Annotated in this window: 36 protein-coding genes (1 of these 36 only partly in view); 30 read left to right on the top strand and 6 right to left on the bottom strand. The window is 50.2% G+C overall.

What is annotated here, in order from left to right:
* Positions 1–20 precede the first annotated feature (20 nt).
* The 3 genes from ACTID9_RS01170 to ACTID9_RS01180 are packed head-to-tail and all read left to right on the top strand — an operon-like array spanning position 21 to position 799.
* Positions 21–236 carry a WYL domain-containing protein gene (locus tag ACTID9_RS01170; RefSeq protein ID WP_441069469.1) on the top strand — a complete coding sequence of 72 codons (216 nt, stop codon included), beginning with the start codon at positions 21–23 and terminating at the stop codon, positions 234–236.
* The gene (locus tag ACTID9_RS01175) at positions 226–465 is read left to right on the top strand and encodes a hypothetical protein (RefSeq protein ID WP_441069471.1); all 240 of its coding nucleotides are present in this window, start codon (positions 226–228) and stop codon (positions 463–465) included. The genes ACTID9_RS01170 and ACTID9_RS01175 overlap by 11 nt, the downstream gene beginning before the upstream one ends.
* On the top strand, positions 455–799 hold the full coding sequence (locus tag ACTID9_RS01180; RefSeq protein ID WP_441069473.1) for a YolD-like family protein: 345 nt from the start codon (positions 455–457) through the stop codon (positions 797–799). The genes ACTID9_RS01175 and ACTID9_RS01180 overlap by 11 nt, the downstream gene beginning before the upstream one ends.
* A 192-nt stretch (positions 800–991) precedes the next feature.
* Here the strand turns inward: ACTID9_RS01180 and ACTID9_RS01185 are convergent, their stop codons facing one another.
* The 6 genes from ACTID9_RS01185 to ACTID9_RS01210 all read right to left on the bottom strand — a co-directional run bounded on the left by ACTID9_RS01185 (position 992) and on the right by ACTID9_RS01210 (position 4434).
* Positions 992–1189 carry a hypothetical protein gene (locus tag ACTID9_RS01185; protein ID WP_441069475.1) on the bottom strand — a complete coding sequence of 66 codons (198 nt, stop codon included), beginning with the start codon at positions 1187–1189 and terminating at the stop codon, positions 992–994.
* Positions 1186–1605, bottom strand: a complete 420-nt coding sequence (locus tag ACTID9_RS01190) for a hypothetical protein (RefSeq protein ID WP_441069477.1) — start codon at positions 1603–1605, stop codon at positions 1186–1188. Before ACTID9_RS01190 ends, ACTID9_RS01185 begins: the two co-directional genes overlap by 4 nt.
* On the bottom strand, positions 1602–1964 hold the full coding sequence (locus ACTID9_RS01195; RefSeq protein ID WP_441069479.1) for a hypothetical protein: 363 nt from the start codon (positions 1962–1964) through the stop codon (positions 1602–1604). Before ACTID9_RS01195 ends, ACTID9_RS01190 begins: the two co-directional genes overlap by 4 nt.
* Positions 1965–2135: 171 nt before the next feature.
* Positions 2136–2549 carry a hypothetical protein gene (locus tag ACTID9_RS01200; RefSeq protein WP_441069481.1) on the bottom strand — a complete coding sequence of 138 codons (414 nt, stop codon included), beginning with the start codon at positions 2547–2549 and terminating at the stop codon, positions 2136–2138.
* Between the two features lie 12 nt (positions 2550–2561).
* A complete protein-coding gene (locus ACTID9_RS01205; RefSeq protein ID WP_441069483.1) occupies positions 2562–3170 on the bottom strand; it encodes a replication-relaxation family protein in 609 nt (202 codons plus the stop codon).
* The gene (locus tag ACTID9_RS01210) at positions 3094–4434 is read right to left on the bottom strand and encodes an FtsK/SpoIIIE domain-containing protein (RefSeq protein ID WP_441069485.1); all 1341 of its coding nucleotides are present in this window, start codon (positions 4432–4434) and stop codon (positions 3094–3096) included. Before ACTID9_RS01210 ends, ACTID9_RS01205 begins: the two co-directional genes overlap by 77 nt.
* Before the next feature lie 261 nt (positions 4435–4695).
* Between ACTID9_RS01210 and ACTID9_RS01215 the strand changes: the two genes are divergently transcribed.
* The 27 genes from ACTID9_RS01215 to lysS all read left to right on the top strand — a co-directional run.
* Complete coding sequence (locus tag ACTID9_RS01215; RefSeq protein ID WP_441069487.1) at positions 4696–4932, top strand: hypothetical protein; 237 nt, start codon at positions 4696–4698, stop codon at positions 4930–4932.
* A gap of 363 nt (positions 4933–5295) precedes the next feature.
* Positions 5296–5439, top strand: a complete 144-nt coding sequence (locus ACTID9_RS01220) for a hypothetical protein (protein ID WP_441069489.1) — start codon at positions 5296–5298, stop codon at positions 5437–5439.
* A gap of 19 nt (positions 5440–5458) precedes the next feature.
* Entirely contained in the window at positions 5459–5869 is a 411-nt protein-coding gene (locus ACTID9_RS01225; protein ID WP_441069491.1) for a hypothetical protein, read from the top strand.
* Positions 5870–5873: 4 nt separating this feature from the next.
* Positions 5874–6026, top strand: coding sequence for a hypothetical protein (locus ACTID9_RS01230; RefSeq protein ID WP_441069493.1), 153 nt, complete (start codon positions 5874–5876; stop codon positions 6024–6026).
* The gene (locus ACTID9_RS01235; RefSeq protein ID WP_441069495.1) at positions 6026–6442 is read left to right on the top strand and encodes a hypothetical protein; all 417 of its coding nucleotides are present in this window, start codon (positions 6026–6028) and stop codon (positions 6440–6442) included. Before ACTID9_RS01230 ends, ACTID9_RS01235 begins: the two co-directional genes overlap by 1 nt.
* A 39-nt stretch (positions 6443–6481) precedes the next feature.
* Positions 6482–7051: a hypothetical protein gene (locus tag ACTID9_RS01240; protein WP_441069497.1), complete on the top strand. Its 570-nt coding sequence runs from the start codon at positions 6482–6484 to the stop codon at positions 7049–7051.
* Positions 7052–7231: 180 nt separating this feature from the next.
* Positions 7232–7567, top strand: coding sequence for a DUF3870 domain-containing protein (locus tag ACTID9_RS01245; RefSeq protein WP_441069499.1), 336 nt, complete (start codon positions 7232–7234; stop codon positions 7565–7567).
* Between the two features lie 130 nt (positions 7568–7697).
* Complete coding sequence (locus tag ACTID9_RS01250) at positions 7698–8630, top strand: ABC transporter permease (protein ID WP_441069501.1); 933 nt, start codon at positions 7698–7700, stop codon at positions 8628–8630.
* A gap of 4 nt (positions 8631–8634) precedes the next feature.
* On the top strand, positions 8635–9552 hold the full coding sequence (locus tag ACTID9_RS01255) for an ABC transporter permease (RefSeq protein ID WP_441069503.1): 918 nt from the start codon (positions 8635–8637) through the stop codon (positions 9550–9552).
* A gap of 5 nt (positions 9553–9557) precedes the next feature.
* Positions 9558–10571: an ABC transporter ATP-binding protein gene (locus tag ACTID9_RS01260; protein ID WP_441069505.1), complete on the top strand. Its 1014-nt coding sequence runs from the start codon at positions 9558–9560 to the stop codon at positions 10569–10571.
* 87 nt (positions 10572–10658) lie between these two features.
* Positions 10659–12317, top strand: a complete 1659-nt coding sequence (locus tag ACTID9_RS01265; protein WP_441069507.1) for a peptide ABC transporter substrate-binding protein — start codon at positions 10659–10661, stop codon at positions 12315–12317.
* Positions 12318–12413: 96 nt separating this feature from the next.
* Positions 12414–13343, top strand: a complete 930-nt coding sequence (locus ACTID9_RS01270) for a S66 peptidase family protein (protein ID WP_441069509.1) — start codon at positions 12414–12416, stop codon at positions 13341–13343.
* Between the two features lie 37 nt (positions 13344–13380).
* A complete protein-coding gene (locus tag ACTID9_RS01275) occupies positions 13381–14460 on the top strand; it encodes a mandelate racemase/muconate lactonizing enzyme family protein (RefSeq protein WP_441069511.1) in 1080 nt (359 codons plus the stop codon).
* 15 nt (positions 14461–14475) lie between these two features.
* Complete coding sequence (locus ACTID9_RS01280; RefSeq protein ID WP_441069513.1) at positions 14476–15393, top strand: C40 family peptidase; 918 nt, start codon at positions 14476–14478, stop codon at positions 15391–15393.
* A 28-nt stretch (positions 15394–15421) separates the two neighbouring features.
* Positions 15422–16381 carry an ABC transporter ATP-binding protein gene (locus ACTID9_RS01285; protein WP_441069515.1) on the top strand — a complete coding sequence of 320 codons (960 nt, stop codon included), beginning with the start codon at positions 15422–15424 and terminating at the stop codon, positions 16379–16381.
* Positions 16382–16585: 204 nt separating this feature from the next.
* On the top strand, positions 16586–17530 hold the full coding sequence (locus tag ACTID9_RS01290) for a sigma-70 family RNA polymerase sigma factor (protein ID WP_441069516.1): 945 nt from the start codon (positions 16586–16588) through the stop codon (positions 17528–17530).
* A gap of 182 nt (positions 17531–17712) precedes the next feature.
* Positions 17713–18585, top strand: coding sequence for an Hsp33 family molecular chaperone HslO (gene hslO, locus ACTID9_RS01295; RefSeq protein WP_441069517.1), 873 nt, complete (start codon positions 17713–17715; stop codon positions 18583–18585).
* Positions 18586–18692: 107 nt separating this feature from the next.
* Positions 18693–19625 carry a cysteine synthase A gene (gene cysK, locus ACTID9_RS01300; protein WP_441069518.1) on the top strand — a complete coding sequence of 311 codons (933 nt, stop codon included), beginning with the start codon at positions 18693–18695 and terminating at the stop codon, positions 19623–19625.
* 64 nt (positions 19626–19689) lie between these two features.
* Positions 19690–20277: an aminodeoxychorismate/anthranilate synthase component II gene (pabA, locus tag ACTID9_RS01305; RefSeq protein ID WP_441069519.1), complete on the top strand. Its 588-nt coding sequence runs from the start codon at positions 19690–19692 to the stop codon at positions 20275–20277.
* A gap of 154 nt (positions 20278–20431) precedes the next feature.
* Positions 20432–20650 carry a twin-arginine translocase TatA/TatE family subunit gene (locus tag ACTID9_RS01310; protein WP_122920323.1) on the top strand — a complete coding sequence of 73 codons (219 nt, stop codon included), beginning with the start codon at positions 20432–20434 and terminating at the stop codon, positions 20648–20650.
* Positions 20651–20793: 143 nt separating this feature from the next.
* On the top strand, positions 20794–21996 hold the full coding sequence (gene folP / locus ACTID9_RS01315) for a dihydropteroate synthase (RefSeq protein WP_441069520.1): 1203 nt from the start codon (positions 20794–20796) through the stop codon (positions 21994–21996).
* On the top strand, positions 21989–22357 hold the full coding sequence (folB, locus tag ACTID9_RS01320; RefSeq protein ID WP_441069521.1) for a dihydroneopterin aldolase: 369 nt from the start codon (positions 21989–21991) through the stop codon (positions 22355–22357). The genes folP and folB overlap by 8 nt, the downstream gene beginning before the upstream one ends.
* Before the next feature lie 6 nt (positions 22358–22363).
* Positions 22364–22891 carry a 2-amino-4-hydroxy-6-hydroxymethyldihydropteridine diphosphokinase gene (gene folK / locus ACTID9_RS01325; RefSeq protein ID WP_441069522.1) on the top strand — a complete coding sequence of 176 codons (528 nt, stop codon included), beginning with the start codon at positions 22364–22366 and terminating at the stop codon, positions 22889–22891.
* On the top strand, positions 22843–23055 hold the full coding sequence (locus ACTID9_RS01330; RefSeq protein WP_441069523.1) for a helix-turn-helix domain-containing protein: 213 nt from the start codon (positions 22843–22845) through the stop codon (positions 23053–23055). Before folK ends, ACTID9_RS01330 begins: the two co-directional genes overlap by 49 nt.
* A gap of 55 nt (positions 23056–23110) precedes the next feature.
* Positions 23111–24139: a tRNA dihydrouridine synthase DusB gene (gene dusB / locus ACTID9_RS01335; protein WP_441069524.1), complete on the top strand. Its 1029-nt coding sequence runs from the start codon at positions 23111–23113 to the stop codon at positions 24137–24139.
* Between the two features lie 231 nt (positions 24140–24370).
* Positions 24371–24847 carry a transcription elongation factor GreA gene (gene greA / locus ACTID9_RS01340; RefSeq protein WP_122920329.1) on the top strand — a complete coding sequence of 159 codons (477 nt, stop codon included), beginning with the start codon at positions 24371–24373 and terminating at the stop codon, positions 24845–24847.
* 91 nt (positions 24848–24938) lie between these two features.
* Positions 24939–26134, top strand: the 5' portion of a protein-coding gene (gene lysS / locus ACTID9_RS01345; protein WP_441069525.1) for a lysine--tRNA ligase. Its footprint extends 331 nt past the window's final position; 1196 of the gene's 1527 nt are visible here — the first part of the coding sequence; the start codon lies at positions 24939–24941; the stop codon falls past the right edge of the window.

Consider the following 26134-nt stretch of genomic DNA (forward strand, 5'->3'; position numbering starts at 1 on the left):
GTTTATGGGGGGATACGAACATGCTCCGTGATCTTCAACGATATATGCAGCACAACCAACTCATCGAAATCATCTACCTTGACCGCCACGGCAATACGAGTCAACGGAAGCTCCGCCTGCATTCGATCTGCGGCAACCAGGTTAAAGCGTACTGCTTTGCGCGCCGCGCCAACCGTGTGTTTTACATCGATAATATCCTTGCGGCTATGCCGGTGGTGAACCGCCATGCTGGCTGACATCGAACGCAAAGTGCTGCGGATCATCGCCAACTTTGACGCGATGCGGCGTAGGCCGCCGACTATCGACGAGTTGTGCATTAAGACAGGTCGTGACCCGGCTGGCATAATGCAGGTGCTTGAGGTGCTAAACCGAGAGGAGTACATCAAGTGGGACCGCCGCTGGCCGGAGCGCATGGAGCTGCTGGAAGCCTGGGAACGAGAGGAGAGATTCAAGCGTGTCTACTAAGAAAGCCAATCTGTTCGGTTCAAGCCGCTTTGTACTGCCGGAACAGCGGCAGGCGTACCTGCAATATCAGGAAGATCAAAAGCTGGTGCCAAAGCCAATGCTTGAGAGCGATGAGCTGGCCTCGATCGACTATCTGATTCGCGACTCGGCGCGCGAGGATTACGCGGTCACGATCACATGGTGGAATCCAGTCAAAAGCGACGCCGGAACGACAAGCAGCATGTGGGGCGTGATCAAGTGGATCGATCAGAACGGGCGTCGCTTGAAGCTGGTGAACGACGAGGATGTCCAGTGGATTGAACTGGATAAAATCATCGATGTGAAGCCATATTAGAAGTACATCATGTATTTCACCTCAACCAACCTCGCTGCGGCGGGGTATTTATTTTTTGGGGGTACAGGGCGGCGATCCGTTGCCGACGAAGAGGCGCGGGCAGCGATTGGCAACTGTTCAAAATGATAAATAAAAAACTCTCTAACGGAAGATCCGAAGAGAGCGCTGTAAATCAAAATCTCCTTTATCAGGTCAATAAATTTCAGTCCCCTTTTTAGGGTACTGATCGGGCGGAAGATATATCATCCAAGGTGATTTAAGATCGGAGGGATCGAGTTGTTGCGCTGTCAGCTTTCCATTCGTGCAGTCGTTACGGATCTGGCGCTCAGACTTACCAAAGATAGTTGCAGCCTGCTTTGTACTGACGATGTGTTCAAATGGGTTATTCATGGTTCTTCTCCTAGCAGTTCATCAACTTTATTTCGAATGATTCTCTCGTCACTGCCTAACTTAAAAACACTATCATTCATAGCGATGTATTTGAAAACATTATGCCTAATATCATTACGGCTAATTTCTTTGCCTTCTATTATCTTTTTAACAATGTTGTTGCTTTCAAAGCCTGACATACAGATAAAAAAGAAGGCATCGGCAAGAATATCATGGTTTCCGTTTGGAACATAGGATTGCGCTACTTGGAGAAAGTTCAGTTTTTCTATTTCCCGAAAGATGGTCAATGCTTCTCTTTCTGTTTTGGCTCGTATTTTAATCGCTGACTTGAAATTTTCGGAAGCATAAAGTCGCCAAATACACTTATGTGTAGAAGGGTTTTTTTCAAGCTTACGGATGATGTGATATAGCCTCATTCTTTATAAATCCAACTTTCGTCAAGTGGAGAGGTTATCTCTTTTACGCATAGACCGGCGTTCTCATGATATGCTAGTTGACCTAAAGAGAAAATATCTTCACTGTCGTAAAATTTTCCATAATAGCGCCAACCTTCTTCATAAGACCCCTTTTCAAACACTTCTAACTCGCCGGTGCTTTCAAGATTAGCCAAAAGGTTGGAGAGGTTATCATTAAAACTGTTGCAGACGTCGCAGGAAGCATAGATTTCTACTTCACCATTTTCGTCAGGGCGGTTGGCACAAGGTCCATCGTGATCTTCTCTTTGAATATGAGCGAACACCCAATCTGGTAAGTCAGAAACAGTTACTTTACGCATTGATTTTCCACCTTTCGACTTCCGTTTACGGAATTTATACTTCGATTTTATCATTTCCGTGAACGGAAGTCAACATCGAAGAATCCGTTGCAGGCGATAGGCGGGCTCCTGGTTGAGAGCAGCCACGGTAAAGTCGGGGCGGTTCCTTTTTTTATCGGAGAGACCACGGTTCTAAAAACTTTTCCCAACTTGCTCCAAAACTTTGATGAACAGCGGCGATAGCTGAATCAGTACGTACCCCAGCCCCGCGTTGGAGATCGTGCTCCACGCGCGTTCTGGCTGGCCAAACATGAAGAAAAAGCATCCGCCAATGATCACGATCGACGCCACCGGCAGTGAGATCGCCACTAGAATCTGCGTGACCGGGTCCAGTGCATGCGCCAATATCTGCAGCGTCGTGCCAGCGACCAGGTTTGTAGCCGTCGCGGTGACGACTGCCGTGTTGGTGTAGCCTGTCGGCATGATCGCTATGGGCGCTGCGACCGCGCCGCCCAGTGTCATCCTCCCCAAGCCCGCATTCTTCCTTTTCTCCCGCCACGTACCGTCCATAAAATCCCGAAACTTGATCGTTTCTACTCTTGCCATCGTCACCACTCCTCACTTGATGTCGTCGATCAAATAGACTTGTGCTGGTAACCCATCACACATGGCTTTAAAACGACCCATCCTGTTTTTGCTCACCGTCACGATATGGAGCATCGGGAAGTACCCGTACTGCCGCTGGAACTGTCCTGTCTGCAGCAACTCTCGGTAGCGATCGATCTTCAACCGGTTCTCGGCCATGGTCTGCGTATTGTCGACTTCCAGGAAGTGATACCTCTTATTCGCCATGAAAACTGCGTCCGGAATGACCTTTACCTTTCCGTCCACCGAAACCTTCAGTTCATTTTTCCAATAGCCTGGGCAACCAGCGTGAAAGAAAAAGTCGTTTCGCATCAACGTGTGTGTGGTCTGCAACGTGCGGCGGACCCGTTTTGTGGAGCCGATCATCTGACGTCCCTCTCGGTTCAGGTAGTAAACGGCACCGTAACGCGGTTCTCGGAAGCTACAGACGTATTCTTGTAGCTGCTGCATCACTTTTTGGGCGTTACGATCGCCACCAAGCCGGTGCAATCTCTGAAGGTGTGACCTACTCATGAAACCGAATCTGTCCAGGCTGCTCAGTATTTGTTCCTGGCGTTCCACTCGGTTGACCAATGCTCTCATCAGCTCGTTGCTCCCTTCTTGGCTTGATGACAATATGCGGCTTTACAGCCTGTTGTATTGTTTTGCTGTCGATCATCGGCGTCTGTACGATCTGCCGCTTGTCGGCCGTCTGATAGATGGCGCGGCCTTTTATCTCCGGAAGGGTTTCTGCCCCGGTCTCATCAAGCACGACGCGAGAGGCGGTGCCGTTCTGTACACGAAAGCATAGCTTCGCATCGCTGTTTTGTTTTGCCTGGCGCGGGATCACGTCACCGGTCGGATACTGCGTTGCGAGAATCTGCCGGTAGCCAAGTCCGGCGCCAAGCCTGGCGATCTGGCTCATGTAGGTCTGGCAGCGCTCTTTCAGTTCTTTCTCGGATTTGGTGACGGCCTCTGCCGGGTTCAGCTCGCCGACCTCATCGATGATAACGAAATGCCGGGTTGCGTCATGGGCTTCCTGAACGTTACGCGCGCCGAGCTGCTTGAAATACTGTTGTTTCCTTCTCATCTCTGCCACTACGGCTGCCAGCGCCGCTTCTGCCTCTTCTGGCTCTTCTGCGTAATGGATGACTTGCCTCGCGTCGCGGAAGTCGGAAAACTCCACACCGCCCTTCAGGTCTATCAAAGTAAACTGGACTTTCTCCGGCTGTTGGCTCATGAGCGTGCTAATCAGCATGTTGAGGAAGTTGCTCTTGCCGTACCGCGTCGCGCCGCCTACAACCATGTGCGGCGTTTGCTCGAAGTCGTGCCATATGATGGCGTTCCCCTCCCGAATCTGGCCGACAGGGACCGTCCAGCCGTTTCCGGCCTGCTGGATGTCGCTGTAGCGCAGCATGCTGGTCATGTGCTTGTTGTAGACTTTCACCTTTAGCAGTCCGTCGTATGACAGCTCCACTTCTTTCTGGTACGTCTTTTTCTTTGTGAGCAGCTCTTTCAACTGGACAATCAACGGCTTTGATAAATCCAGCGATCTCAGATCAGCCAGAGAAAAGCTGATCAGTGTCTTCCTGGTGTTCAATCCGTCCTGGATGTGCTTCAGTTTCGCCTGGTAATCTTCAAAGCTCCGGCCAAGCGGTATGCGGTACCGGTACTCGGTGCCCCATTGGTGATTTACCTTCTTCAGCAGCTGCGCCGTGTAGGTTTTATCCTTGTCGCGGACATTCAGGCCGGTCAGCGCGAAAATTCGTTGCAGCTTGTCGCTGTCGTTTGAGATGCCGGCCATCCGCCACTTTGCGTACAAGGCGAGTGATCCCAGCAAAGCAGATGAGAAAACTTCCACGATCATGTTCTCGCACCACCTCTTTGTTGTTTTGTAGAAACAGTTGCGACAATTCCGAACGTGTCTGTGCAGCGACGAGCGCCGCAGTAGTGGTTTTTTTCAGTTCGTTTTGGAGTGCGCGGTACCGCCACGGTAAACGAACCGGTCAGCGAATCGGCTTTGGAACTATGAGATGCCGATCGGATTGTCCAATATGCACAATTCTCTGTGACGATAAAGAATAAATTTCGAATTGTTTGTCCATCCTGTTGATGAGGTGATGGATGAGTGAGCGCAAATAAAGGTTTGGGGAAATACAGGACACCGTTCGGTAAGTGGCTTGACGCGATCGGAAAATCTTCTGTAGAATTTGCGAGCAAAAGCGGGGTTCACCGTAATACCATCGATGCGTTAGCTGGTCAAAAGGGATACAGTTCACGCAAGCAGACTTTGGATAAAGTTCTAAACACCGCAAAAGACCTTGACCCGACCGTAACATATGAAAAGTTGTTTCCCCCAATGTAAAACGCCCTCCCGGTATGGAAGGGCGTTGCTTTTTGTGCAAACGTGCAAACCAAATTGCAAACCGTCCGCGAGGAATCGCAAGGAATGAAGAGGTATCTCGTGAAGCCGAAACCCTCATCGCTACTGAATACAAGCCATCGAGCGGAATGTAGTGGTATCAACCAAAAAAATGTTCTTTATCTTCCTTGCTTGCGTAATGGTACTAGGGATCGGGGTCAGCAGCTATGGCAATGAGCTATCCCCGTCGGCTACTGAATCGGCCAGCCATATCAATCGTTCCGTGGGATCTCTCAATTACGATTCAACAGGCGAAAGCATCAAGTACACAACACAAAATGGAACGCAATACACCAGCCGCTAGTCATGAACCATTTGATCAGCCTGTTGATCATTACCGCATTTGTTTGCACGCTATGCTTCTCTTTTTGGTCAACCGATGTCGAAACGCAAATGGCGGCAGGGCAAGAAATCCGCATCAAAAAGGCGACGGCGCTGATTTTTCACTAATTTCGGGAGAAGAGCGTGGATGACAAAGCTAAAGGTATTCCTGATTTGTCTTGGCGTCATGGTGTTTGTATTTTCAGCGATCGCCTGTGTGGAAACTTATTCTTTGGAGCGTTCCTTGGCCAGAGGCATCTACACTGATCTGTTGGATGACATGCAGGATATTGGCTATCTGGACAGCAGCCTCGCAGCTTATTACAGACGCAAGATGCAGGATTGGGGATGGACAGGGGCAGGAGCGGACTTTTTTGCAGAAAGCTATCCGATGAGCGAAACAACCAGAGCTCGAAAAGAAAGGGCGGAAAACGTATCGCTAACCTTGTCGATTCAACCGTCAAAGCTATCGCAATGGATGAATCTGCTCGTGGAGGGAGAGGCCACGTTTCGCTTTGCGGGCACTCGCCCCTCCGAATACTTTGATCAAGGGTGGTAGACTTGTGACCAAGTTAATATCGATTTTGGCCATTATGGTGATTGTTACCCCGCTTACAGTGAATGTGCTGACACAAGGGCCGGATAATTTGCTCACGGCATGCACGAGTTTTTTCACGAAGCTATTTTCAGCAGCGGCTCATTTTGGTACGGCCTGATGGGGCAAGTAATCACAACGATCGTAAGCATCATGCTCCTTCTGCTGGTCCCGCTAGGTATCGTTCAAATTCATACTGCTTTGCAAACCGAAAATGAATTGTTGGAACTGAGTTTGGCAGCAACCAAATACATCAGCAATCACGGTGGAAGAAACGATGGTGAAATAAAGGCCAAGGTGAGCGCGTTTATCCAACAGGAGCTGGTGCAGAAGCGTTCACGCCTGCAAGCAAATGATGTCTCCCTTGTCGTTACACGAATCAAAATGAATGACCCTGTTCTCTGGAGCCATGAGGATGAGTTTCAGTTGAATCTGGAGATACCGTACCCTTCCATTACGACGCTTTTTGCCCAGTGGCAAAGGCCGCTTCACGTGATGAGGATCGGTACAATCAATACGATGGATTACGATTTATAGGAGGGCATTCGTACGGGCATACATGTACTTACCGCCTCCATGCTGCTCTTTTTCCTGCTGCTTGGTTTGGTCGTTGTTGACACCGACTTGGCTCTGCAAAAGAAGCAAGAGGTGAAAACATTGCTGGAGTTAGCCAACCATGATGCAACCTGGGCAATCGACCAGGCGCTGAAGACGGAAGGAATCATTGATTTGGTGGAAGCGGAGGCAATGAGTCGATTTGATCGCCGGATGGAACAAAATGGACGGTACCGTCGACAAGGCGCTGTGTTCATTCCTGATCAAACAAGCGTAACCACCGATCAAATCGCTTTTCTTCATTATTATATTGATTTTACCCAGTGGCGCAAAAACACACAGCTTTCCTTGACGTACAGGGGAAACAAGCTGGTCGTAGACAATGTTGCGATCGACAGTCAGGTACAACCGTCAGGCGGTGTCCTGCAAATCACCGTCACCACCGAGTCTGCCGAGCGGTTGTCATTAGCGCCGAAACGGATGATCGGCCCATCGCTGGTAGCGGTCGGGTATGTAGATGAACAGCCGTTATTTCCGCTGCTGCCAGGCCATTCATTCCCTGTTGTGAGCGTGGAGGAATTGAAATGGTAATATCAGGGTTCCATGTCAGATATAAATGATTTTTCGGTGCTTAGGCTTATTTACAAGAGCCGAATTATTCTGTTAATATGTAAGAAAGCGTTTTATCGATCAGCGGTCGTTTCGAGGTTCACTCTCCAAACACCCCGTCTGCTCGCAAAGTAAAACGCATGTGAAGTGGGGTAGTCCAACTTGTACGATAAAGATACCATTTATGTCATCGGAGATGCACAATCATCTACGAACAATCCCATTACGCAGCAATTTAGTTCTTTTTTTATTGCACTGGTCGTCGATACCACCAATAACAAAATTGTTGATGCAAGTTGTTCCGCCACGGTTCAATTAACTTCCGATTTTACTCGTTCAATATTTGTCGGCCATTCCATTTTGGCGTCTGATGAATTGGAGAACCAGATTCGGACGCGATATTTTGGATCTTCCCAAAAGGCATTGATTGTGGCCTACAAAGATGCTCAGAAAAAGTACAAATTAGCTATCTCATCTCGGCAGAAAACAGAACTGTAATGAATAAGAGAGCTGCTTTATTTATTCGTATGCCTCGCATACAGCGTAAATAAAACCCAGCAAATGCGAGTGATTCAACGCATTTGGTGGGTTTTTGCTTTCTGCGCAAACTGGTAAAGGAGGGAAACTGTTGTTACAATTTATCATCCGTAGATTCATCTCTCTGATCGTAACGCTTTGGCTCATCGTTACACTCACTTTCTTCCTCATGCATGCGATTCCCGGTTCTCCCTTTGAAAAAGAGGGGAAAGGGCTAAGCGATGAGGTAGCTCAAAACATGATGGCTTATTACAATCTGGATAAGCCGCTGATGGTACAGTATGGTCTTTATTTAGAAAAACTGGTGCAGTTTGATTTGGGGCCATCCATCGCAAACGCATCTGACTCCGTTAATAAAATGATTGGCCGCGGATTCCCGGTATCGTTTCAATTAGGGATTGTCTCCGTTCTGTTTGCTATCGTGGTGGGAATCGCGCTTGGCATAATCGCGGCACTGCGGCATAACCAAGTTATCGACTATGTTGCCATGATCATCGCCGTCATCGGTATATCTGTGCCGAGCTTTGTCATCGCGACGTTATTGATCAAGTATTTGGCTGTAAAGTGGGGGCTGCTGCCAACCGCAACATGGGGTACGTGGAAGCATGTCATCATGCCTGCATTGGCGCTTTCCTTTAGTCCGATTGCTATTATTGCCCGTCTTACCCGTACCAATATGCTTGAGGTTCTGACGCAGGAATATATCGAGACGGCTCGTGCAAAAGGGTTGTCGCCGGTTCAAATCATTTTGAAACATGCATTGCGCAATGCGGTTCTGCCGGTAGTTACATTGCTCGGTTCGCTCATCGCCAATGTTTTGACAGGAAGCTTTGTCATCGAGAAGATTTTTGCGATCCCGGGAATGGGGAAATTTTTCGTAGCGGGTATCAACAACCGCGATTACTCGGTTATTATGGGAACGACCGTATTTTATAGCGCATTCTTGATCTTGATGATGTTCGTGGTCGATATTTTGTACGGCATCATTGACCCACGGATTAAACTGAGCAGAAAGGAGAGTTAGGTGCATGATCGTTTCAGATGAATTATTCATCCCCATGAAAAAAGACGACCTGAATGCCGAAGCGATTGTGCGACCGCAGCTATCCTACTGGAAGGCAGCATGGATGCGTCTCCGCAAGAACAAGCTCGCACTGGTCGGATTGGTTGTCATCATCGTTTTGGCAGCGATGGCCATGATCGGTCCGGCGATTTCCGGGCACGACTATTCGAAACAATCGGTGATTAACAAAAATAAGGCGCCTTCCGAAACCAACTGGTTTGGAACGGACGATTTCGGACGCGACGTGTTTACACGCGTGTGGTATGGAGCGCGAATCTCCTTGTTCGTCGGCCTGATGGCAGCGTTGATCGATTTCTTTATCGGCATCTTATACGGCGGTATCGCCGGGTATGTGGGGGGACGCGTCGACAATCTCATGATGCGTTTCGTTGATATCTTATACGGCTTGCCTTACCTGCTCGTCGTCATTCTGCTGATGGTCGTTATGGGGCCGGGATTGATGACCATCATCGTCGCGTTATCCGCAACTGGATGGATCGGGATGGCACGGACGGTTCGCGGCCAGGTTTTGCAAATGAAGAACTCTGAATATGTGCTTGCAGCCAAAACAATGGGTGCGAAGCCGTTTTATATCATTCGCAAGCATCTTTTGCCTAACACAATCGGCATCATTATCGTTTACGTTACACTGTCTGTCCCAACGGCGATTTTCTCGGAAGCGTTCCTAAGCTTCCTTGGCTTGGGCGTTCAAGCGCCGATGGCCAGCTGGGGGGTAATGGCGAACGATGGATTGCCGACGATCTTGTCCGGTCATTGGTGGAGACTTTTCTTCCCTGCGTTTTTTATCTCTTTGACCATGCTGGCATTTAACGTGCTCGGTGACGGATTACGGGATGCATTCGATCCCAAGCAGAGGAGGTAGCGCACGTGGACAATTTGCTTGAAGTAAAAGGGCTGCACGTCGCCTTCAAGACACATGGCGGCGAAATCAAGGCTGTTCGCGGTGTTGACTTTTCCTTGAAACGAGGAGAGACGCTCGCGATCGTAGGGGAGTCCGGCTGCGGCAAGAGTGTTACTGCACGCAGCATCATGCGGCTCATTCCTGAGCATGTCGGCAAGATCACGCAAGGCAGCATTTTGTTCAAAGGTGAGGAGCTGGTTACGCTCCCGGAAAAAGAAATGCGTTCGAAGCGCGGATCTGAAATCTCGATGATTTTCCAGGATGCGATGACCTCGTTAAATCCTACGCTGTCCATCGGCGAGCAGATCATGGAAGGGATCATTCGCCATCAAAAAGTATCGCGAAGCGAAGCGAAACGCCAAGCGGTCGAAATCTTGCAGCTGGTCGGGATCGCGAATCCGGAAAGCCGGCTGAAACAATACTTGTATCAATTCAGCGGCGGCATGCGACAGCGCATCATGATCGCAATCGCGCTGGTCTGCAAACCGTCCATCCTGATCGCCGACGAGCCGACGACAGCACTGGATGTGACGATTCAGGCGCAAATCATCGACCTGTTTAAAACGATTCAGCAAAAAACAGGCGTCTCCATCATCATCATTACACATGACTTGGGTGTAGTAGCCAAAATCGCAGACCGGGTCAATGTCATGTATGCGGGGAAAGTCGTCGAAACCGGTCCGGTTCGCGAAATTTTTTACAACCCGCAGCATCCATATACAAAGGGGCTGCTCGCCTCGATGCCACGCCTCGATGCGGATCGCAACATTCCGCTGAGCCCTATTCCGGGAACGCCGCCAGATTTGTTCGCGCCGCCGGTTGGATGCGCGTTTGCGGCCCGTTGTGATTATGCCTTGGAAGTGTGCCGCAAGCATCAGCCTGAACAGACCGATGTGACAGCGACTCATCAAGTAACTTGTTGGCTGCAGGACCCGCGTGCTCAAAAGGCATTGCAGTCGCTCACCAAAACTGGCTCGTAAGAAAATGGTTGTAGGAAGGGATGAACTGTCGCCACAGGCGCCCGTCATCTTCCATATATACACACATGTAAAAGGGGGAAACATTCAGTGAAAAAAAGATCAGCGATCATGCTCTCCGTTTCATTGGCAGCTTCCATGTTAGCAGTAGGCTGTTCATCCAATGAACCAGCGCAAAACAATCAAGCGGCACCAGCGCCAACTGACAGTTCCAAAGAAACCCCGACACCACAAGACCAACACGCAAAGCTTTTGCTCCTGAACAACTATAAAGAGCCGACTTCTTTGGACCCGCCAATCGGTTTCGACCAAATTTCGTATGACATCCTGAACAACATGATGGAAGGGATGACTCGTCTCGGCAAGGATAACAATCCGGAGCCGGCGGCTGCGAAAGAATGGAAAGTCAGCGAAGACGGAAAAACCTACACATTCATTTTGCGCGACGGAATCAAGTGGTCGAATGGTGACCCTGTTACCGCTCAAGATTTCGAATTTGCATGGAAACGTCTGTTAGATCCGAAAACGGCATCCCCAGCAGCTTTCCTGGGCTATGTGTTTGAGGGTGGAGAAGCGTTCGGCAATGGCAAAGGCAAAGCGGAAGATGTCAAAATCAAAGCGCTTGATGACAAGACATTGGAAGTGAAATTGGCTTACCCAGCACCTTATCTCATTCACATGGTTTCCAACCCGGCGTTCTTCCCGGTTCATAAAGCAACCGTAGAGAAAGATCCGAAATGGGCTGCGGATGCCAAAACAATCTTGAGCAATGGACCGTTCAAGCTGACCGAGTGGACACACGACAGCGAAGTGAAAATGGTCAAAAACGAGAACTACTGGGATGCTGCAAACGTCAAGCTTGACGGCGTGACGTGGAAAATGATCGATGATGAAAACACTGAATATCAAATGTTCCAGAACGAAGAGCTGCACACGTCCGGTGTTCCAGCGGATATGGCAGAGCAATTGTTCAAGGACAATAAAGTAACGGTTGAAGACAGCGCGGGTACTTCTTTCTACCGGTTCAATGTAACGAAAGAGCCGTTCGACAATGTAAACATCCGCAAAGCGTTCAGCATGGCGATCGACCGCCAAACATTGGTTGATTACGTGCTGCAAAAGAAACAAAAACCAGCCTTTGCATTTGTATCGCCAGGAATGGCTGATCCGGCAGGCGGCGATTTCCGTCAAGTTGGCGGCGACTATGTGAAGTTCGATGCGGCGGAAGCCAAAAAATTGCTGGAACAAGGCATGAAAGAAAAAGGCTACAAACAATTGCCGGAAGTGACGCTGAGCTATACCAGTGGCACGACGAACGAGAAAGTTGCGCAAGCTCTGCAAGAAATGTTCAAACAAAACATCGGCGTAGAAGTCAAAATGCAGAAGATGGAGAGCAAAGTGCTGTCAGCCGAGCAGAAGAAACTCCAACTGCAGCTGTCCCGTTCTTCCTTCTTGCCTGACTTCGGTGACCCGATCAACTTTATCGATGGCTTCCAAACAGGCAACCCTATGAACCGTACTGGTTGGAGCAACCCGAAATTCGACAAGCTGATCAAGGATGCATACAACCAGCCGGACAACAAAAAACGCTTCGAGCTGATGCATGAAGCGGAGAAAACGCTGTTTGAAGATGCGCCAATTGCCCCATTGTACTTCTACAACAGCACATACCTGCAAAGCGACAAAGTCGAAGGCATTGTGCGCCATGCATTGGGCTATATGGACCTGAAATGGGCTGACTTAAAATAATAAAATAATGCGCCGGGGGTAGTCATTTGCGTTTAGTGAATGATTCTCCCCCTTTTTTTACCAAATTACCGATGAAATCAGGTGAAAATCGTGACGATGAAGGTGAAACCAGCAGCGTTGCAGGCGGGCGATACAATCGGTATCGTGGCTCCAGCGAGCTGGCCAAACGCGGAGAAAGGGCTGCGCGGGGCGAAATGGTTTGAACAACGGGGCATACGGGTAGAATTCGGGACCTCGCTTACACGGCAGCACGGCTATCTGGGCGGAACCGATCAAGAGCGGGTGGATGAGCTGCACCAAATGTTTGCCAACCCGGCGATTAAAGGGATTTTTTGCGCGTGCGGCGGGTATGGAACAGGTCGAATCGCAGCGATGCTCAATTACGATCTGATCCGCCAGAACCCGAAGATTTTCTGGGGATACAGCGATATTACCTTTTTGCTGAATGCGTTTTATCAAAAAGCGGGTTTGGTTACGTTTCACGGTCCGATGCTTAGCTCCGATATTGGCCAAGACGATGTGCATCCCCTCACGCTGGATACGCTGGAGCAAGCTTTTGCGCCTATTAAGTTCACTTATACGGAAGATATTTCACCGTTGCGTACTTTGGTGGAGGGTGAGGCAACCGGCGAAATTGTTGGCGGCAACCTCTCGCTATTGTCGAGCGGGATCGGTACGGAATTTGAGATCGATACAAAAGGAAAGCTGCTGCTGATCGAAGAGGTGGATGAAGATATTTACCGCGTCGACCGCATGCTGAACCAATTGAAGATGGCAGGCAAGTTTGACGATGCGGCTGGTGTTCTGCTGGCTGATTTCAAAAATTGCGAAGCGGGAAAACGCTCCCAAACGTTAAGCCTTGAGCAAGTTTTCATCGATCATATCCAGCCTGCTGGAAAGCCTGTGCTAAGCGGATTTTTGATTGGGCACTGCTCGCCTAATTTCGCAATCCCAATCGGGGCGCAGGGGACAATGAATACGTATAAAAAATCTCTTCTATTGGAGGAATCCGGTGTTCGCGCGTAATCTAATACAAGAAGAGCAAGTGAAGGTGGAGTCAAATATGATGATTCAGGACATCGAGGTAAAGCGGTTTTCAGTACCGCTGAAGAAGCCTTTCAAAACTGCCCTGCGCACAGCTTACAATCTCGATTCGATCCTTGTCAAAATCACCTGCGACAATGGCATGGTCGGGTGGGGGGAAGCGCCCGCGACGATCGTGATAACCGGTGACAGCATTGAAAGCATTGAGGCGGCAATTGTCAATACGATGAAGCCGCAGCTGATCGGCAAAAGCCTGCTGGCGTACGAGCAAGTGTTCCATACGCTGCACCAGTCCATGGTGGGCAACAGCAGTGCGAAAGCTGCCGTAGATATGGCTTTGTACGATTTGATCGCACAACGTTGCAATTTACCGCTGTACCAGCTGCTGGGCGGTTACCAAAATCAATTGGAAACCGACTATACCGTAAGCGTCAATTCTCCGAAGGAGATGGGGGAAGATGCTGCGGAATACTTGAAGCAAGGCTTCAACGTACTCAAAATCAAGGTAGGCAAAGATAATATTGACGAAGACATTCTGCGTATTCAGGAGATTCGCAAATCGGTCGGCAACCAGGTGAAAATTCGCCTCGATGCCAATCAGGGCTGGGATATGAAAGAAGCAATCCGCTCGATCCGCAAAATGGAGGACATGGGTCTGGACATCGAGCTGGTGGAACAACCGGTAAAAGCGCATGATATCGAAGGTTTGCGTCGCGTCACCCATGCCGTTGATACACCGGTTATGGCGGATGAGAGCGTATTTTCTCCTGCGCAAGCATTTGAGATCCTGCATACGAGAGCTGCCGATTTGATCAATATCAAGTTGATGAAATCCGGCGGGATTTTCAAGGCGCAGCTGATCAACCAAATGGCGGAAGAGTGCGGCGTTCCATGCATGGTAGGCTGCATGATCGAATCGCGCTTGTCAGTCACGGCCGCAGCGCATTTTGCCGCGAGCAAGAAAAACATCACTCGCTTTGATTTTGACGCGCCGCTCATGCTGTTGAACGATGTTGTGGATGGCGGTGTGCGCTATGATGGGCGCTTAATGACATTGCCTGATTTGCCGGGCTTGGGCATCCGCTCGGTAAACGTGTAGAGGAGTGTTGAAAAAATGAAAACAGCGATCATCGCAGTATCCGTAGCGACCGTCTGGACAAATCCGGAGAAACCGTTGGAACAGGATCAGGCCGCGTTAACCAACCCTGTTGATGTGAGAGGGTGGCTGGATTCCCTGTCGGTTGAGGAAAAGCTCGGATTTTATGACAATAACGCGATTCAAACGCAAGCGTTGTACGGCACTCGTGTCGAAATTATGGAAGAGCAAGGGGAATGGGCGCATATCCTGATCCCTGATCAGCAGTGCCGGAAAGATGAGCGAGGTTACCCGGGGTGGGTGCCAACCCGTCAGTTGGCAGCATGGAATGATGCATTCGATGTGCAGGACGGACAGCGGATGGCCCTGGTGACGGCATCGTTTGCTCGCTTGCACAATGCGGCCGGGCAGCCGGGCATTGAACTTGCGTTTTTGACTCGGTTGCCGATTCTGGCGGAAAATGGCGGTTGGGTCAAAGTCGCGACAACGGATGGTGAAGGCTTTTTGAGACGTGAGGATATGGCGATCGTCCACGCAAACCGTCCTGTGGACATAAAAGGCAACCGCGGCGAAGCGATTGTCGAATCGGGCAAACGGTTCCTCAACCTGCACTATTTGTGGGGCGGCATGTCCTCCTATGGCTATGATTGCTCCGGCTTTGCCTACAACATGCACCGTTCCGTGGGCATCCAAATCCCGCGCGATGCAGTCGATCAGGCGCAGGACGGACAATGGGTGGAAAAAAGCGAGCTTCAGCCAGGCGACCTGCTGTTTTTCGCGCATGAAGAAGGAAAAGGAAGAGTCCACCACGTAGGCATTTACTATGGGAACAATCAGATGATCCATTCGCCTGATTCGCGCTCCAGCATTGAAATCGTCAATTTGACAGGCTACAAGCTGGAGAAGGAACATGTGATCTCACGGAGATATTGGTAAATCGAAATACAGCAGGAGGTTTGGCCGGGTGCAAAAGAAGAAGCTCGTCGAGGTGAAAAACCTCAAAAAGCACTTTAACTTGGGAAAAGATCAACTATTAAAAGCGACCGACGATGTATCGTTCAATATTTATCAAGGAGAAACCCTTGGGCTGGTGGGCGAATCCGGGTGCGGAAAATCCACTACCGGACGCACGATCATTGGACTGTACGGACCGACAGCAGGCGAGGTTTTGTTTGACGGGCAAAATGTGCACAAAGCGAAAGGCGCGCAAAAGCAGAAGCTGACCAGCAAAATGCAAATGATTTTCCAGGACCCGTACGCGTCGTTAAACCCGCGGATGAACGTGACGGAAATCATCGCCGAAGGTATGGCGCTCAATGGCCTATATAAAGGAAAGCAAAGGGTGGAGCGTGTCATCGAGCTGCTCGAAATGGTCGGTCTCCAGAAGGAACACGCCAACCGTTTTCCGCATGAGTTCAGCGGCGGGCAGCGCCAGCGGATCGGAATCGCCCGCGCTCTTGCTGTGAATCCTGAGTTCATTATCGCCGATGAGCCGATCTCTGCTTTGGACGTGTCCGTACAGGCGCAAGTGGTCAATTTGATGAAAAAGCTGCAGCACGAGAAAAATTTGACCTATCTGTTTATCGCGCACGATTTGGCGATGGTCAAGCATATCAGCGATCGCATCGGCGTCATGTATTTGGGCAATCTGGTGGAGCTGTCTGAAAGTGAACAGCTGTACGACAACCCCAAGCATCCGTATACGCAAGCCTTGTTGTCGGCCATTCCGATGCCTGATCCGGACTTGGAGCTTAGCCGGGAGCGTATCATTCTGGAAGGCGATGTACCGAGCCCGATTAATCCGCCAAGCGGTTGCGTGTTTCGCACGCGCTGTCCAGTCGCGAAGGACATTTGCGCGCAGCAGAAGCCGATTTGGCAGGAGGTGGCACCTAAACATTTTGTCGCCTGCCATGTCTATCAATAAAAAATGAACGAACAAGGCCCTGATAAACGCAAAAGGAGCCTTGTTTTCATTTTTATGGGTGGGTTACCAGCAATCATCTATTTATCCTCTTGTTAATATTCTGTAAATTGAGAAGGAATCCATTTCTTTTTGTCGAAATACGCTGTAAGTAAGAACGAGTAACTTCCTGCATCAGCTATACTTCTAGTGAAGCGAGGGTTGCAGATGAACGTGAGCCACTCCTCTTTTGAATCTTCACCCCGTCGTTGGCGGAATGTTGAAACCATATTGGGCATAGTCGTCCCCAAGTCGCTGAAGTCGGATACTTCTGTCCTGCTCTTTTTGGAAGAGGTAGCTGCGACGCCCATGATGGAAAAAGATGAAGAAATGGAGTGCTTGATTCGTTATCAACACGACGGTGACCTGGATGCACGCGATCGGTTGGTACGTGCTTATTTGCGTTACGTCGTCAGCACAGCACTTCGTCACTTGAAAAAGGGCATGCCTTTTCTTGATTTGATTCAAGAAGGAACGTTCGGCTTATTTACGGCAATCGATAAATTTGACGTAAACAGAGGCGTGCGGCTTTACCACTATTCACACTGGTGGATTTCACAAGCCATCACCCGGTCGATCAGCGATAAGGGACGCTTGATTCGCATTCCCGTGCACATGCACGAACAGATTCGCCAATACCAGAAGCGTGTCATGCAACTGGCCAATTTGCTGCATCGTTACCCCGACCGCAACGAGCTTGCGGAGTCGCTCGATATTCCTTTGGAAAAGGTCGATGCGATCGAGGCTGCGATCATGATGCGGATGGAGTCGTTGGATGAACAATTGTATGATTGTTTTGACGACATCCAACGCGATGAGGAGCTGTTAAGCTATGCAGAGGTCGTTGATGACGGCGAAACCTCCATTGAAGACCACGTTGAAAAAGTGGATCTGAAAACGCAGATGCTGGCAGCGCTGGCCCGGCTGAATCCGCGGGCACAAGAGATTATCGCCATGCGCTACGGCCTCTACGATGACCAGATCTACACGCTTGAAGAGGTTGGCAAAATGTTCGGGCTTACTCGTGAGCGGATTCGCCAGATCGAAGCGACAACGATCGATCGCTTGCGAAACCAAAAAGGCTCCCGCCAGTTAAAGGAATATCTATCTTGATTTGCGGGCATATACTTGAAGAAATGACGGCCACACGAGCGTATCGTGTGGCTTTTTTTGTAAAGGCAGACCCATGCCGCAACTGTACAGAGGTGCCGCTTGCGTTCGGCGTGATTCCTGTTTTGTGGTACACTAAACGCGAATACAACTTATTGGGCAACAAAGAAAGGGAGGATTGCACCGTGAAAGACTACATGGTACGGGCAACCGGTTTTGGAGGCAACGTTCGCGTGTTTGCCGCGCGCACGACACATATTGTAGAGGAAATCAGAAAGCGTCATGATATGTGGAACACAGCAACTGCAGCGATGGGACGCACGCTGACGGCTACAACCATGATGGGAGCGATGCTCAAAGGAGACGAATCGCTTTCCGTGAAAATTAAGGGAGGCGGCCCGATTGGCCAAATCATCGCGGAAGCGAATGCAAAGGGAGAAGCGCGTGCATACGTAACCAATCCGCATGTTCATTTCGAACTGAATGAGAAAGGAAAACTCGACGTGCGCCGTGCGGTAGGAATGGACGGATTTTTGTACGTGATTAAAGACCTCGGCCTGCGCGAACCGTATCAAGGCAGCGTGCCTATTGTCTCCGGGGAAATCGGCGATGACTTCACGTACTATTTCGTAGCATCCGAGCAAACGCCGTCAGCTGTCGGCGTCGGTGTGCTGGTGAACCCGGACGACCGCTCGGTGCTGGCTTCCGGCGGTTTCATTTTGCAATTGCTCCCGGGCACGACCGATGATGTCGTGGCGCTGATCGAAGAGCGCGTTTCCGGGCTGCCGCAAGTATCGCGTATGATCGGCGAGGGGCTGACGCCGGAAGAGATTATCGCCAAGATCGTCGATGAGCCGAATATCCACGAGCGGATGGACATAACGTTCTCGTGCACGTGTTCGGAAGAGAAAGTGAGCAATATGCTGATCACGCTGGGGAAAGAAGAAATCCAAAACATGATCGACGAGCAGGAGTCTGCCGAGATTCATTGCCACTTCTGCAACGAGCGCTATCACTATGACAAAAAGCAGCTGGAGCAAATTCTTCAGTCCATGTAAGACGCAGGAATCGCCTTGAAGAAATAATTGACGTTTCTGAATATAGTCTGCTATAATAATGCCAATAAAACCTAGCATTTTACTTGGTATTGAGGAGGACGGGAAATATGCGAGTTGCTCAATCGATTACCGAATTAATTGGTTCCACCCCGCTAGTAAAACTGAACCGTGTTGCAACTGAAGATATTGCTGATATTTATTTGAAGCTGGAGTTTTTCAATCCGGGCAGCAGCGTGAAAGACCGGATCGCGCTTTCCATGATCGAAGCGGCGGAACGCGAAGGTCGTTTGAAGGAAGGCGATACCATCATCGAGCCAACCAGTGGAAACACCGGGATCGGTTTGGCGATGGTTGCTGCTGCGAAAGGCTATCGCGCGATTCTTGTCATGCCTGACACCATGAGCTTGGAGCGCCGCAATTTGCTGCGCGCGTACGGTGCTGAATTGATTTTGACACCAGGCGCAGAGGGCATGGGAGGAGCGATCCGCAAAGCGGAAGAAATCGCCCGCGAAAACGATTCCTACTTCATTCCGCAGCAGTTCAAAAATCCGGCAAACCCTGAGGTGCATCGCCTGACAACCGGTCCTGAGATCGTGCAGCAAGCAAAAGAACTCGGCGGCATTGACGCGTTCATTTCCGGCATCGGCACAGGCGGGACGATCACAGGCGCTGGACAGGTGCTGAAAGAAGCGTTCCCTGAGGTAAAAGTAATCGCAGTGGAACCTGCGGCTTCCCCGGTATTGTCCGGCGGCAAACCAGGTCCGCACAAAATTCAAGGCATCGGTGCCGGCTTCGTTCCGGATACGTTGGATACGCAAGTTTATGATGAGATCATTAAGGTAGAAAATGAAGAAGCGTTTGAGGTGGCACGCCGCGTCGCACGCGAGGAAGGTGTTCTGGTCGGGATTTCCTCGGGTGCAGCCATTCATGCAGCATTGCAAGTGGCGAAACGTTTGGGCAAAGGCAAAAAGGTCGTCGTCGTGATTCCGAGCAATGGCGAACGTTACCTCTCTACACCGTTGTTCCAATTTGAAGATTAATTGTGCCTGGTATGATATACTGAGTGAGATGAGCCGAGTATAGAAGAGAAAGGGAGAGCTGAGCATGATTGTGATGATCGACAATTATGATTCATTCACCTACAATCTCGTGCAGTTTGTAGGCGAGCTTGGGGAAGAGCTGAAGGTCTTCCGCAATGACAAGGTGACGATCGCAGAGATTGAGCGGTTGAATCCGGATTATTTGATGATTTCACCAGGGCCGTGCACCCCCAATGAGGCGGGCATCAGCCTGGAAGCCATCAAGCATTTTGCGGGAAAAATCCCGATTTTGGGCGTGTGCCTGGGACATCAGTCCATCGGGCAGGCGTTTGGGGGCAACGTTGTTCGGGCCGAGCGGTTAATGCACGGTAAAACATCGAGTGTTTTCCATGACCAAAAGACGATTTTCAAAGGCATTCCGTCGCCGTTTGTCGTGGCGCGCTACCATTCGCTGATTGTCGAGCCGGACAGCTTGCCGGCTGAGCTGGAAGTATCGGCGCGGACAGCGGAAGGGGAAATCATGGCCATTCGCCATCGGGAGTATCCGATTGAAGGGGTTCAGTTCCACCCGGAATCCATTATCACAGAGCATGGAAAACAACTGCTGGCGAACTTTTTGGCGCATTATGCAAAAGAAAAGGCACACAGCTAATGAACAGAGCGTATCGAGAGGGTTCTGCCGTAAAGGCGGAGGCCTCTTTTTTCCGTTTCCAGCGTATGGTTTCGAGAGCCATCGGGTATCAATAAGGTAATGTCATCCCAAGCTGCTCGTATCTCTCAACTTAGTGGAAGGAAGTGACGATGGTATGTTATCCAGTATCGGTATTCCCGGGCTGATTTTGATCCTGATGATCGCGCTGATTGTGTTTGGCCCAAGCAAGCTTCCGGAGATCGGCCGCGCATTCGGCCGCACGTTGACGGAGTTTAAAGCTGCTGCCAAAGACCTGACCAAAGACGAACAAGACGACAAAGACAATGCACCTGCGCTTGCGCAGACCGCCAATGAAGGAACAAAGCGGGTCTGAACAGGCGATGGCACTACTTGCGAAAAGCCCGGCCAAACGCCGGGTTTTTGTGTGGAAACGAGCAGATACGAGCAGGGTGGATCGGTAGAATTGAATGGGCAATTGTGGTATGCTAACCACAATATTAGCAAGGAGTTCGAACGATGAAGCATAATCCGTACATGATTCACACCACGACACACGAGCAGATTGTCGCTGAGATGAATAAGATCGGGTCAGATCCCAGCGTCATGAATGCGATGGCATCGAAAGCAGAAATGCTGCACATCCGTTTGGAGAACGTTTCGCTGCAAGCCGCGCTCATGCTGAAGCAGGAATTGCTGGCAATTGGCGGGGACTGTGTGGTGCACAGAAACGTGCCTGCGTTGGAAATCGCCGAATCAAGCGTATTGATTGTTGCAACCAGAGAGCAGTTGTTTGCCGCGCTGCGGGCGTTGTGCAATCAGCCATTTGGTTTCAAGCAGCTTGTTGGCGAGATTGAAGAGCTTTTGCACCGGCAGGAAACGTTAAAGCGCAGAAAAGAGCTTGTCTGCGGCCCGCACCGCCTTCCGTTAGGGGATCGCACGCTGGTGATGGGGATTTTGAACATGACGCCGGATTCGTTTTCGGACGGCGGGCGGTTCAACGATATCGAGCGCGCGCTGGCGCATGCAAAAGAGATGATTGACGCTGGTGCTGACATCATCGATATCGGCGGGGAATCGACACGTCCGGGCCACGTTTCCGTCAGCGCGGAGGAAGAGCTGGAGCGGGTCATTCCGATTATCACAGCTTTGTCCAGGGCCTATCAAATCCCGATCTCGATCGACACCTACAAGGCGGAGGTGGCGGATCGGGCGATCGAGGCAGGAGCCCACATCATCAACGACGTGTGGGGAGCGAAGTACGACAAACAGATGGCCCCTGTGGCGGCAAAGCACGAAGTTCCGATCATCCTTATGCACAATCGCGAAAACCGTGAATACAATGACTTCTTTACCGAACTGGTCGCTGATTTGCGCGAGTCTGTACGGATCGCTTTCGAGGCAGGTGTGAAAGCCGAAAACATCATTCTCGATCCGGGCATCGGCTTCGTTAAATCGCATGAGCAGAACCTGGAAACGATGCGCCGCCTCGACGATATCGTCGCACTCGGGTATCCCGTGTTGCTCGGAACATCGCGAAAGTCCATGATTGGACGAGTGCTCGATCTGCCTCCCGAAGAGCGGCTGGAAGGGACCGCAGCTACCGTAGCGCTCGGAGTCGCAAAGGGCTGTCATATCATGCGCATTCATGATGTGAAGGAAATGAAGCGGCTCTGCGTCATGATGGATGCGATGCTTAAGGGAGGAACCACACATGGATAAAATCTATTTTGAAAAAATGTCGTTCTACGGCTATCACGGTGTATTTGAGGCGGAGGCACAGTTGGGGCAACGGTTTTACGTGGACCTCGAGGTTTCGCTCGATTTATCCAAAGCCGGCAGAAGCGACGATTTGAACGATACGGTCAACTACGCCGACATTTTCAATTTGGTAGCGCATATTGTCGAAAAAGAGCGCTATAAATTGGTCGAAGCGTTGACGTCAACCATTGCGGATCGGCTGCTCGAGCAATTTCCATTTGAGGAAGTAAAAGTGAAGGTGACCAAACCGAACCCGCCGATCAATGGGCATTACGAGGCGGTCGCGATCGAAATGGTGCGGACACGGCGGAAAGGATCCTGATCGGCTATGGCAGTACGAGCTTATCTTGCGCTGGGGACAAATATCGGCGAGCGTGAACAAAACTTGCTGGAGGCGGTCAAAGGGCTGCAAGCGATCGAAGGGATCAGTGTCGTTGACCTTTCTGCGGTGTATGAGACCGATCCGGTCGGCTACACCGATCAAGCTGCCTTCCTCAATATGGCGGTGGCAATCGAGACGTCCCTTTCGCCCGAAGCGTTGCTTCAATCCGTGCTGCAGCTCGAACAGGAGCTGGGGCGCGTGAGGATCATCCGCTGGGGACCGCGGTCGATCGATATTGACATTTTGCTGTATGGGGAAGAAAGCGTGGCGCTTCCTCATCTTCACATCCCGCATCCAGAAATGACAGGCCGCGCGTTTGTTTTAGTGCCGCTAAACGACATCTGTGATCAGACAAAATTCATCATAAAGGGAAAATCACTGAAACAATGGTTGGAACAGGCAAATGATCGAAAAGGGGTACGCAGATGGGGAACTCTCAACTTGGAAACCGGATCCGCTCATTTCGAAAATTGAAGGGTTATACACAGCAATCGCTGGCGGAGGAGATGGGCGTTTCGCTGTCGGTTGTCGGCGCTCTGGAGCGAGGCACACGGAAGCCGGCCGAATCGATCCTGCGCAAAATCGCCATCACTTTACAGGTCGATTATGAAGAATTATGTGCTATAACTAATAAATGATACGTCTTTGCTCGAATCAGAACTTCCAGGCTTACTGCAGGAGGATTTATATACAATGAAAATCGGTGACATTGAATTAAAAAACAACGTCGTGCTGGCTCCGATGGCTGGCGTTTGCAACCCGGCGTTCCGTTTGATTGCCAAAGAGTTCGGTACAGGGTTGGTCTGTGCGGAAATGGTAAGCGATAAAGGGATCGTGCACGGGAATAAAAAAACGATGGACATGTTATTTGTCGACGAGCGGGAAAAACCGTTGAGTCTGCAAATTTTTGGCGGTGACAAGGAAACATTGGTGGAGGCTGCCAAGTTTGTGTCCGAGAACACCAATGCGGACATTATCGACATTAATATGGGCTGTCCTGTGCCGAAAATCACGAGCTGTGATGCCGGTGCGCGCCTGCTGCTTGATCCGAACAAAATTTATGAGGTCGTGTCCAGCGTGGTCGACGCGGTCGATAAACCAATCACGGTGAAAATGCGCTTGGGCTGGGACGACAACCATCTGTATGCGATCGAAAATGCGCAGGCGGTAGAACGTGCAGGCGGCAAAGCGATTGCTGTGCATGGGCGGACACGCGTGCAAATGTATAAAGGGAAAGCGGATTGGGATTGGATTCGCCGTGTGAAGGAGTCGGTTTCGATTCCGGTAATCGGTAACGGCGATGTGGCAACACCTGAGGATGCGCGTCGCATGCTGGATACGACTGGTTGTGACGGTGTCATGATCGGGCGCGCTGCGTTGGGGAATCCGTGGATGCTGTACCGCACGATTCAATATTTGACAAAAGGCGAGCTTTTGCCTGATCCGACACCGCGTGAAAAGATCGAGATTTGTCTGCTGCACGCGGAGCGTCTGATCGCGTTGAAAGGGCCGCGCGTGGGCGTGTTGGAGATGCGCAAACACGCAGCCTGGTATTTGAAAGGGCTGAGAGGCTCGACCCATACCAAAAACATAATCAACGCGGTGGAAACGGAAGCGGAGCTGCGGAAAGCGCTCTATGATTACGTCGAATGGGTAGAAGCGCATGGCGATGATTTTGTCGAATCGACGGAAGCCCAAACCGAAGATGTCGTCAATTACTAAGGGAATCCAAACATTGACAAGGATACCTTCATATCCTATAATACAGCGTATTATCGTAGTGGAGCTGCCGGGGTGACTGGCAGCTTTAGCTATGATGGAACTTGTAGCCTTCACTTGTTTTCCGGCGTGAAAACGTTTCACTAACAATTGTATATTCTGCAAGACATATACATATAATCCTTTTACTTTTTGTAGGGGATTACGAATTTATATAAACGGGGGAATAGTACAATGTCTGAAAAAGAAGTGATTCTGACACCAGAAGGTTTATCCAAGCTTGAGCAAGAACTGGAAGACTTGAAGACGGTCAAACGCAAAGAAGTGGCCGCTCGGATTAAAGAAGCGATCAGCTTTGGCGATATCAGCGAAAACTCCGAATACGAAGAAGCCAAGAATGAGCAGGCCTTCATCGAGGGGCGCATCATTACGCTGGAAAAAATGCTGCGCAATGCGCGCATCATCACCAATGAAGACGTGGATACCAATGTGGTGAGCGTGGGATCGACGGTATCCCTGAAAGATATTGAGTTTGGCGACGTGGTTGAGTACACGATCGTCGGGTCTGCTGAATCCAATCCGATGGAAAACAAGATCTCCAACGAATCCCCGGTAGGGCAAGCGCTGCTTGGCAAATCGAAGGGAACGACCGTTGAGGTTCATGCTCCAGCGGGAACGCTTCAGTACGAAATCTTGGATATTAAGTTGTAATTTATGCGCGGCGTACCTCTGGAAACTCTTAGGTACGCCATCTCGCTATCATTAGTTGTTTACCAAGGAATGCCAAGGAGTGACAGGGAAGATGAACAGAGACGAAGAGTTGTTGCAAGAGGAAACCCAGGAAGAAGGCTTGCATGAGCTTCTTCAAGTAAGACATGACAAAATGGAGCGCATCCGCCAAGCGGGTCTTGACCCATTTGGTCAGAAATTTGAGCAAACACATCACGCTAAGGATGTTATTGCTCAATTTGCTGATAAAACGAAAGAGGAACTGGAAGCGGCAGATGCGACTGTTACGCTGGCTGGTCGTTTGATGGCGAAGCGCGAGATGGGGAAAGCGAGCTTTGCCCAGCTGCTCGACCGCAGTGGCCAAATTCAAATCTATGTTCGCCAAGATGCTGTGGGTGAAGACGCGTACAAGCTGTTCGATATGAGCGACATCGGCGACTTGATCGGGATCACCGGCGTCGTGTTCAAAACAAAAACCGGTGAATTGAGCGTAAAGGCGAAGCAGTTTACGTTCCTGACCAAATCGCTGCGTCCGTTGCCGGAAAAATACCATGGTCTGAAAGACGTCGAGATTCGTTACCGCAAACGTTATGTTGATTTGATTGTGAATCCAGAGGTGCGGGAAACGTTTATGACTCGCAGCCGCATTTTGACTTCTATGCGTCGTTATCTCGATAGCATGGGCTTCTTGGAAGTAGAGACGCCAACACTGCATGCGATCGCAGGTGGTGCAGCGGCTCGCCCGTTCATCACGCACCACAATGCGTTGGATATGCAACTGTATATGCGTATTGCAATCGAATTGCACTTGAAACGCCTGATTGTCGGCGGATTGGAAAAAGTGTATGAGATTGGCCGCGTGTATCGTAATGAGGGGATTTCAACTCGACATAATCCAGAGTTCACAATGATTGAACTTTATCAAGCATACGCTGATTACCGCGATATCATGGTCCTGGTTGAAAATATGGTTGCCCATATTGCCGAGGAAGTGCTTGGAACGACCAAAGTGGAATACCAAGGCAAAATTGTTGATTTGACTCCGCAATGGCGCCGTGCCCACATGGTTGATTTGATCAAAGAACAAACGGGCGTTGATTTCTGGGCGCATATGAGCGACGAGGAAGCTCGTGCTTTGGCGAAAGAGCATGGCATCAAGGTGGAGCCGCATCACCAATTTGGCCACGTGGTGAATGAGTTCTTCGAGCAAAAGGTGGAAGAGACCCTGATTCAACCTACTTTTGTCTACGGTCACCCGGTGGAGATCTC

This window comes from Brevibacillus fluminis (genome assembly GCF_052072235.1).
Taxonomy (GTDB): Bacteria; Bacillota; Bacilli; order Brevibacillales; family Brevibacillaceae; genus Brevibacillus_D; species Brevibacillus_D fluminis_A.

Coding starts and splice junctions, on each gene's coding strand:
- ACTID9_RS01210 (WP_441069485.1), bottom strand. CDS start 4,434: ATGATCGTGGAAGTTTTCTCATCTGCTTTGCTGGGATCACTCGCCTTG.
- ACTID9_RS01235 (WP_441069495.1), top strand. CDS start 6,026: ATGGGGCAAGTAATCACAACGATCGTAAGCATCATGCTCCTTCTGCTG.
- ACTID9_RS01205 (WP_441069483.1), bottom strand. CDS start 3,170: ATGAGAGCATTGGTCAACCGAGTGGAACGCCAGGAACAAATACTGAGC.
- folP (WP_441069520.1), top strand. CDS start 20,794: ATGAAGCATAATCCGTACATGATTCACACCACGACACACGAGCAGATT.
- cysK (WP_441069518.1), top strand. CDS start 18,693: ATGCGAGTTGCTCAATCGATTACCGAATTAATTGGTTCCACCCCGCTA.
- ACTID9_RS01200 (WP_441069481.1), bottom strand. CDS start 2,549: ATGGCAAGAGTAGAAACGATCAAGTTTCGGGATTTTATGGACGGTACG.
- ACTID9_RS01170 (WP_441069469.1), top strand. CDS start 21: ATGCTCCGTGATCTTCAACGATATATGCAGCACAACCAACTCATCGAA.
- dusB (WP_441069524.1), top strand. CDS start 23,111: ATGAAAATCGGTGACATTGAATTAAAAAACAACGTCGTGCTGGCTCCG.
- ACTID9_RS01275 (WP_441069511.1), top strand. CDS start 13,381: ATGATGATTCAGGACATCGAGGTAAAGCGGTTTTCAGTACCGCTGAAG.
- folB (WP_441069521.1), top strand. CDS start 21,989: ATGGATAAAATCTATTTTGAAAAAATGTCGTTCTACGGCTATCACGGT.
- ACTID9_RS01185 (WP_441069475.1), bottom strand. CDS start 1,189: ATGAATAACCCATTTGAACACATCGTCAGTACAAAGCAGGCTGCAACT.
- ACTID9_RS01195 (WP_441069479.1), bottom strand. CDS start 1,964: ATGCGTAAAGTAACTGTTTCTGACTTACCAGATTGGGTGTTCGCTCAT.
- ACTID9_RS01255 (WP_441069503.1), top strand. CDS start 8,635: ATGATCGTTTCAGATGAATTATTCATCCCCATGAAAAAAGACGACCTG.
- ACTID9_RS01175 (WP_441069471.1), top strand. CDS start 226: ATGCTGGCTGACATCGAACGCAAAGTGCTGCGGATCATCGCCAACTTT.
- ACTID9_RS01330 (WP_441069523.1), top strand. CDS start 22,843: ATGGGGAACTCTCAACTTGGAAACCGGATCCGCTCATTTCGAAAATTG.
- ACTID9_RS01190 (WP_441069477.1), bottom strand. CDS start 1,605: ATGAGGCTATATCACATCATCCGTAAGCTTGAAAAAAACCCTTCTACA.
- ACTID9_RS01225 (WP_441069491.1), top strand. CDS start 5,459: ATGACAAAGCTAAAGGTATTCCTGATTTGTCTTGGCGTCATGGTGTTT.
- folK (WP_441069522.1), top strand. CDS start 22,364: ATGGCAGTACGAGCTTATCTTGCGCTGGGGACAAATATCGGCGAGCGT.
- ACTID9_RS01290 (WP_441069516.1), top strand. CDS start 16,586: ATGAACGTGAGCCACTCCTCTTTTGAATCTTCACCCCGTCGTTGGCGG.
- ACTID9_RS01220 (WP_441069489.1), top strand. CDS start 5,296: ATGAACCATTTGATCAGCCTGTTGATCATTACCGCATTTGTTTGCACG.
- ACTID9_RS01240 (WP_441069497.1), top strand. CDS start 6,482: ATGCTGCTCTTTTTCCTGCTGCTTGGTTTGGTCGTTGTTGACACCGAC.
- ACTID9_RS01270 (WP_441069509.1), top strand. CDS start 12,414: ATGAAGGTGAAACCAGCAGCGTTGCAGGCGGGCGATACAATCGGTATC.
- pabA (WP_441069519.1), top strand. CDS start 19,690: ATGATTGTGATGATCGACAATTATGATTCATTCACCTACAATCTCGTG.
- greA (WP_122920329.1), top strand. CDS start 24,371: ATGTCTGAAAAAGAAGTGATTCTGACACCAGAAGGTTTATCCAAGCTT.
- ACTID9_RS01280 (WP_441069513.1), top strand. CDS start 14,476: ATGAAAACAGCGATCATCGCAGTATCCGTAGCGACCGTCTGGACAAAT.
- ACTID9_RS01310 (WP_122920323.1), top strand. CDS start 20,432: ATGTTATCCAGTATCGGTATTCCCGGGCTGATTTTGATCCTGATGATC.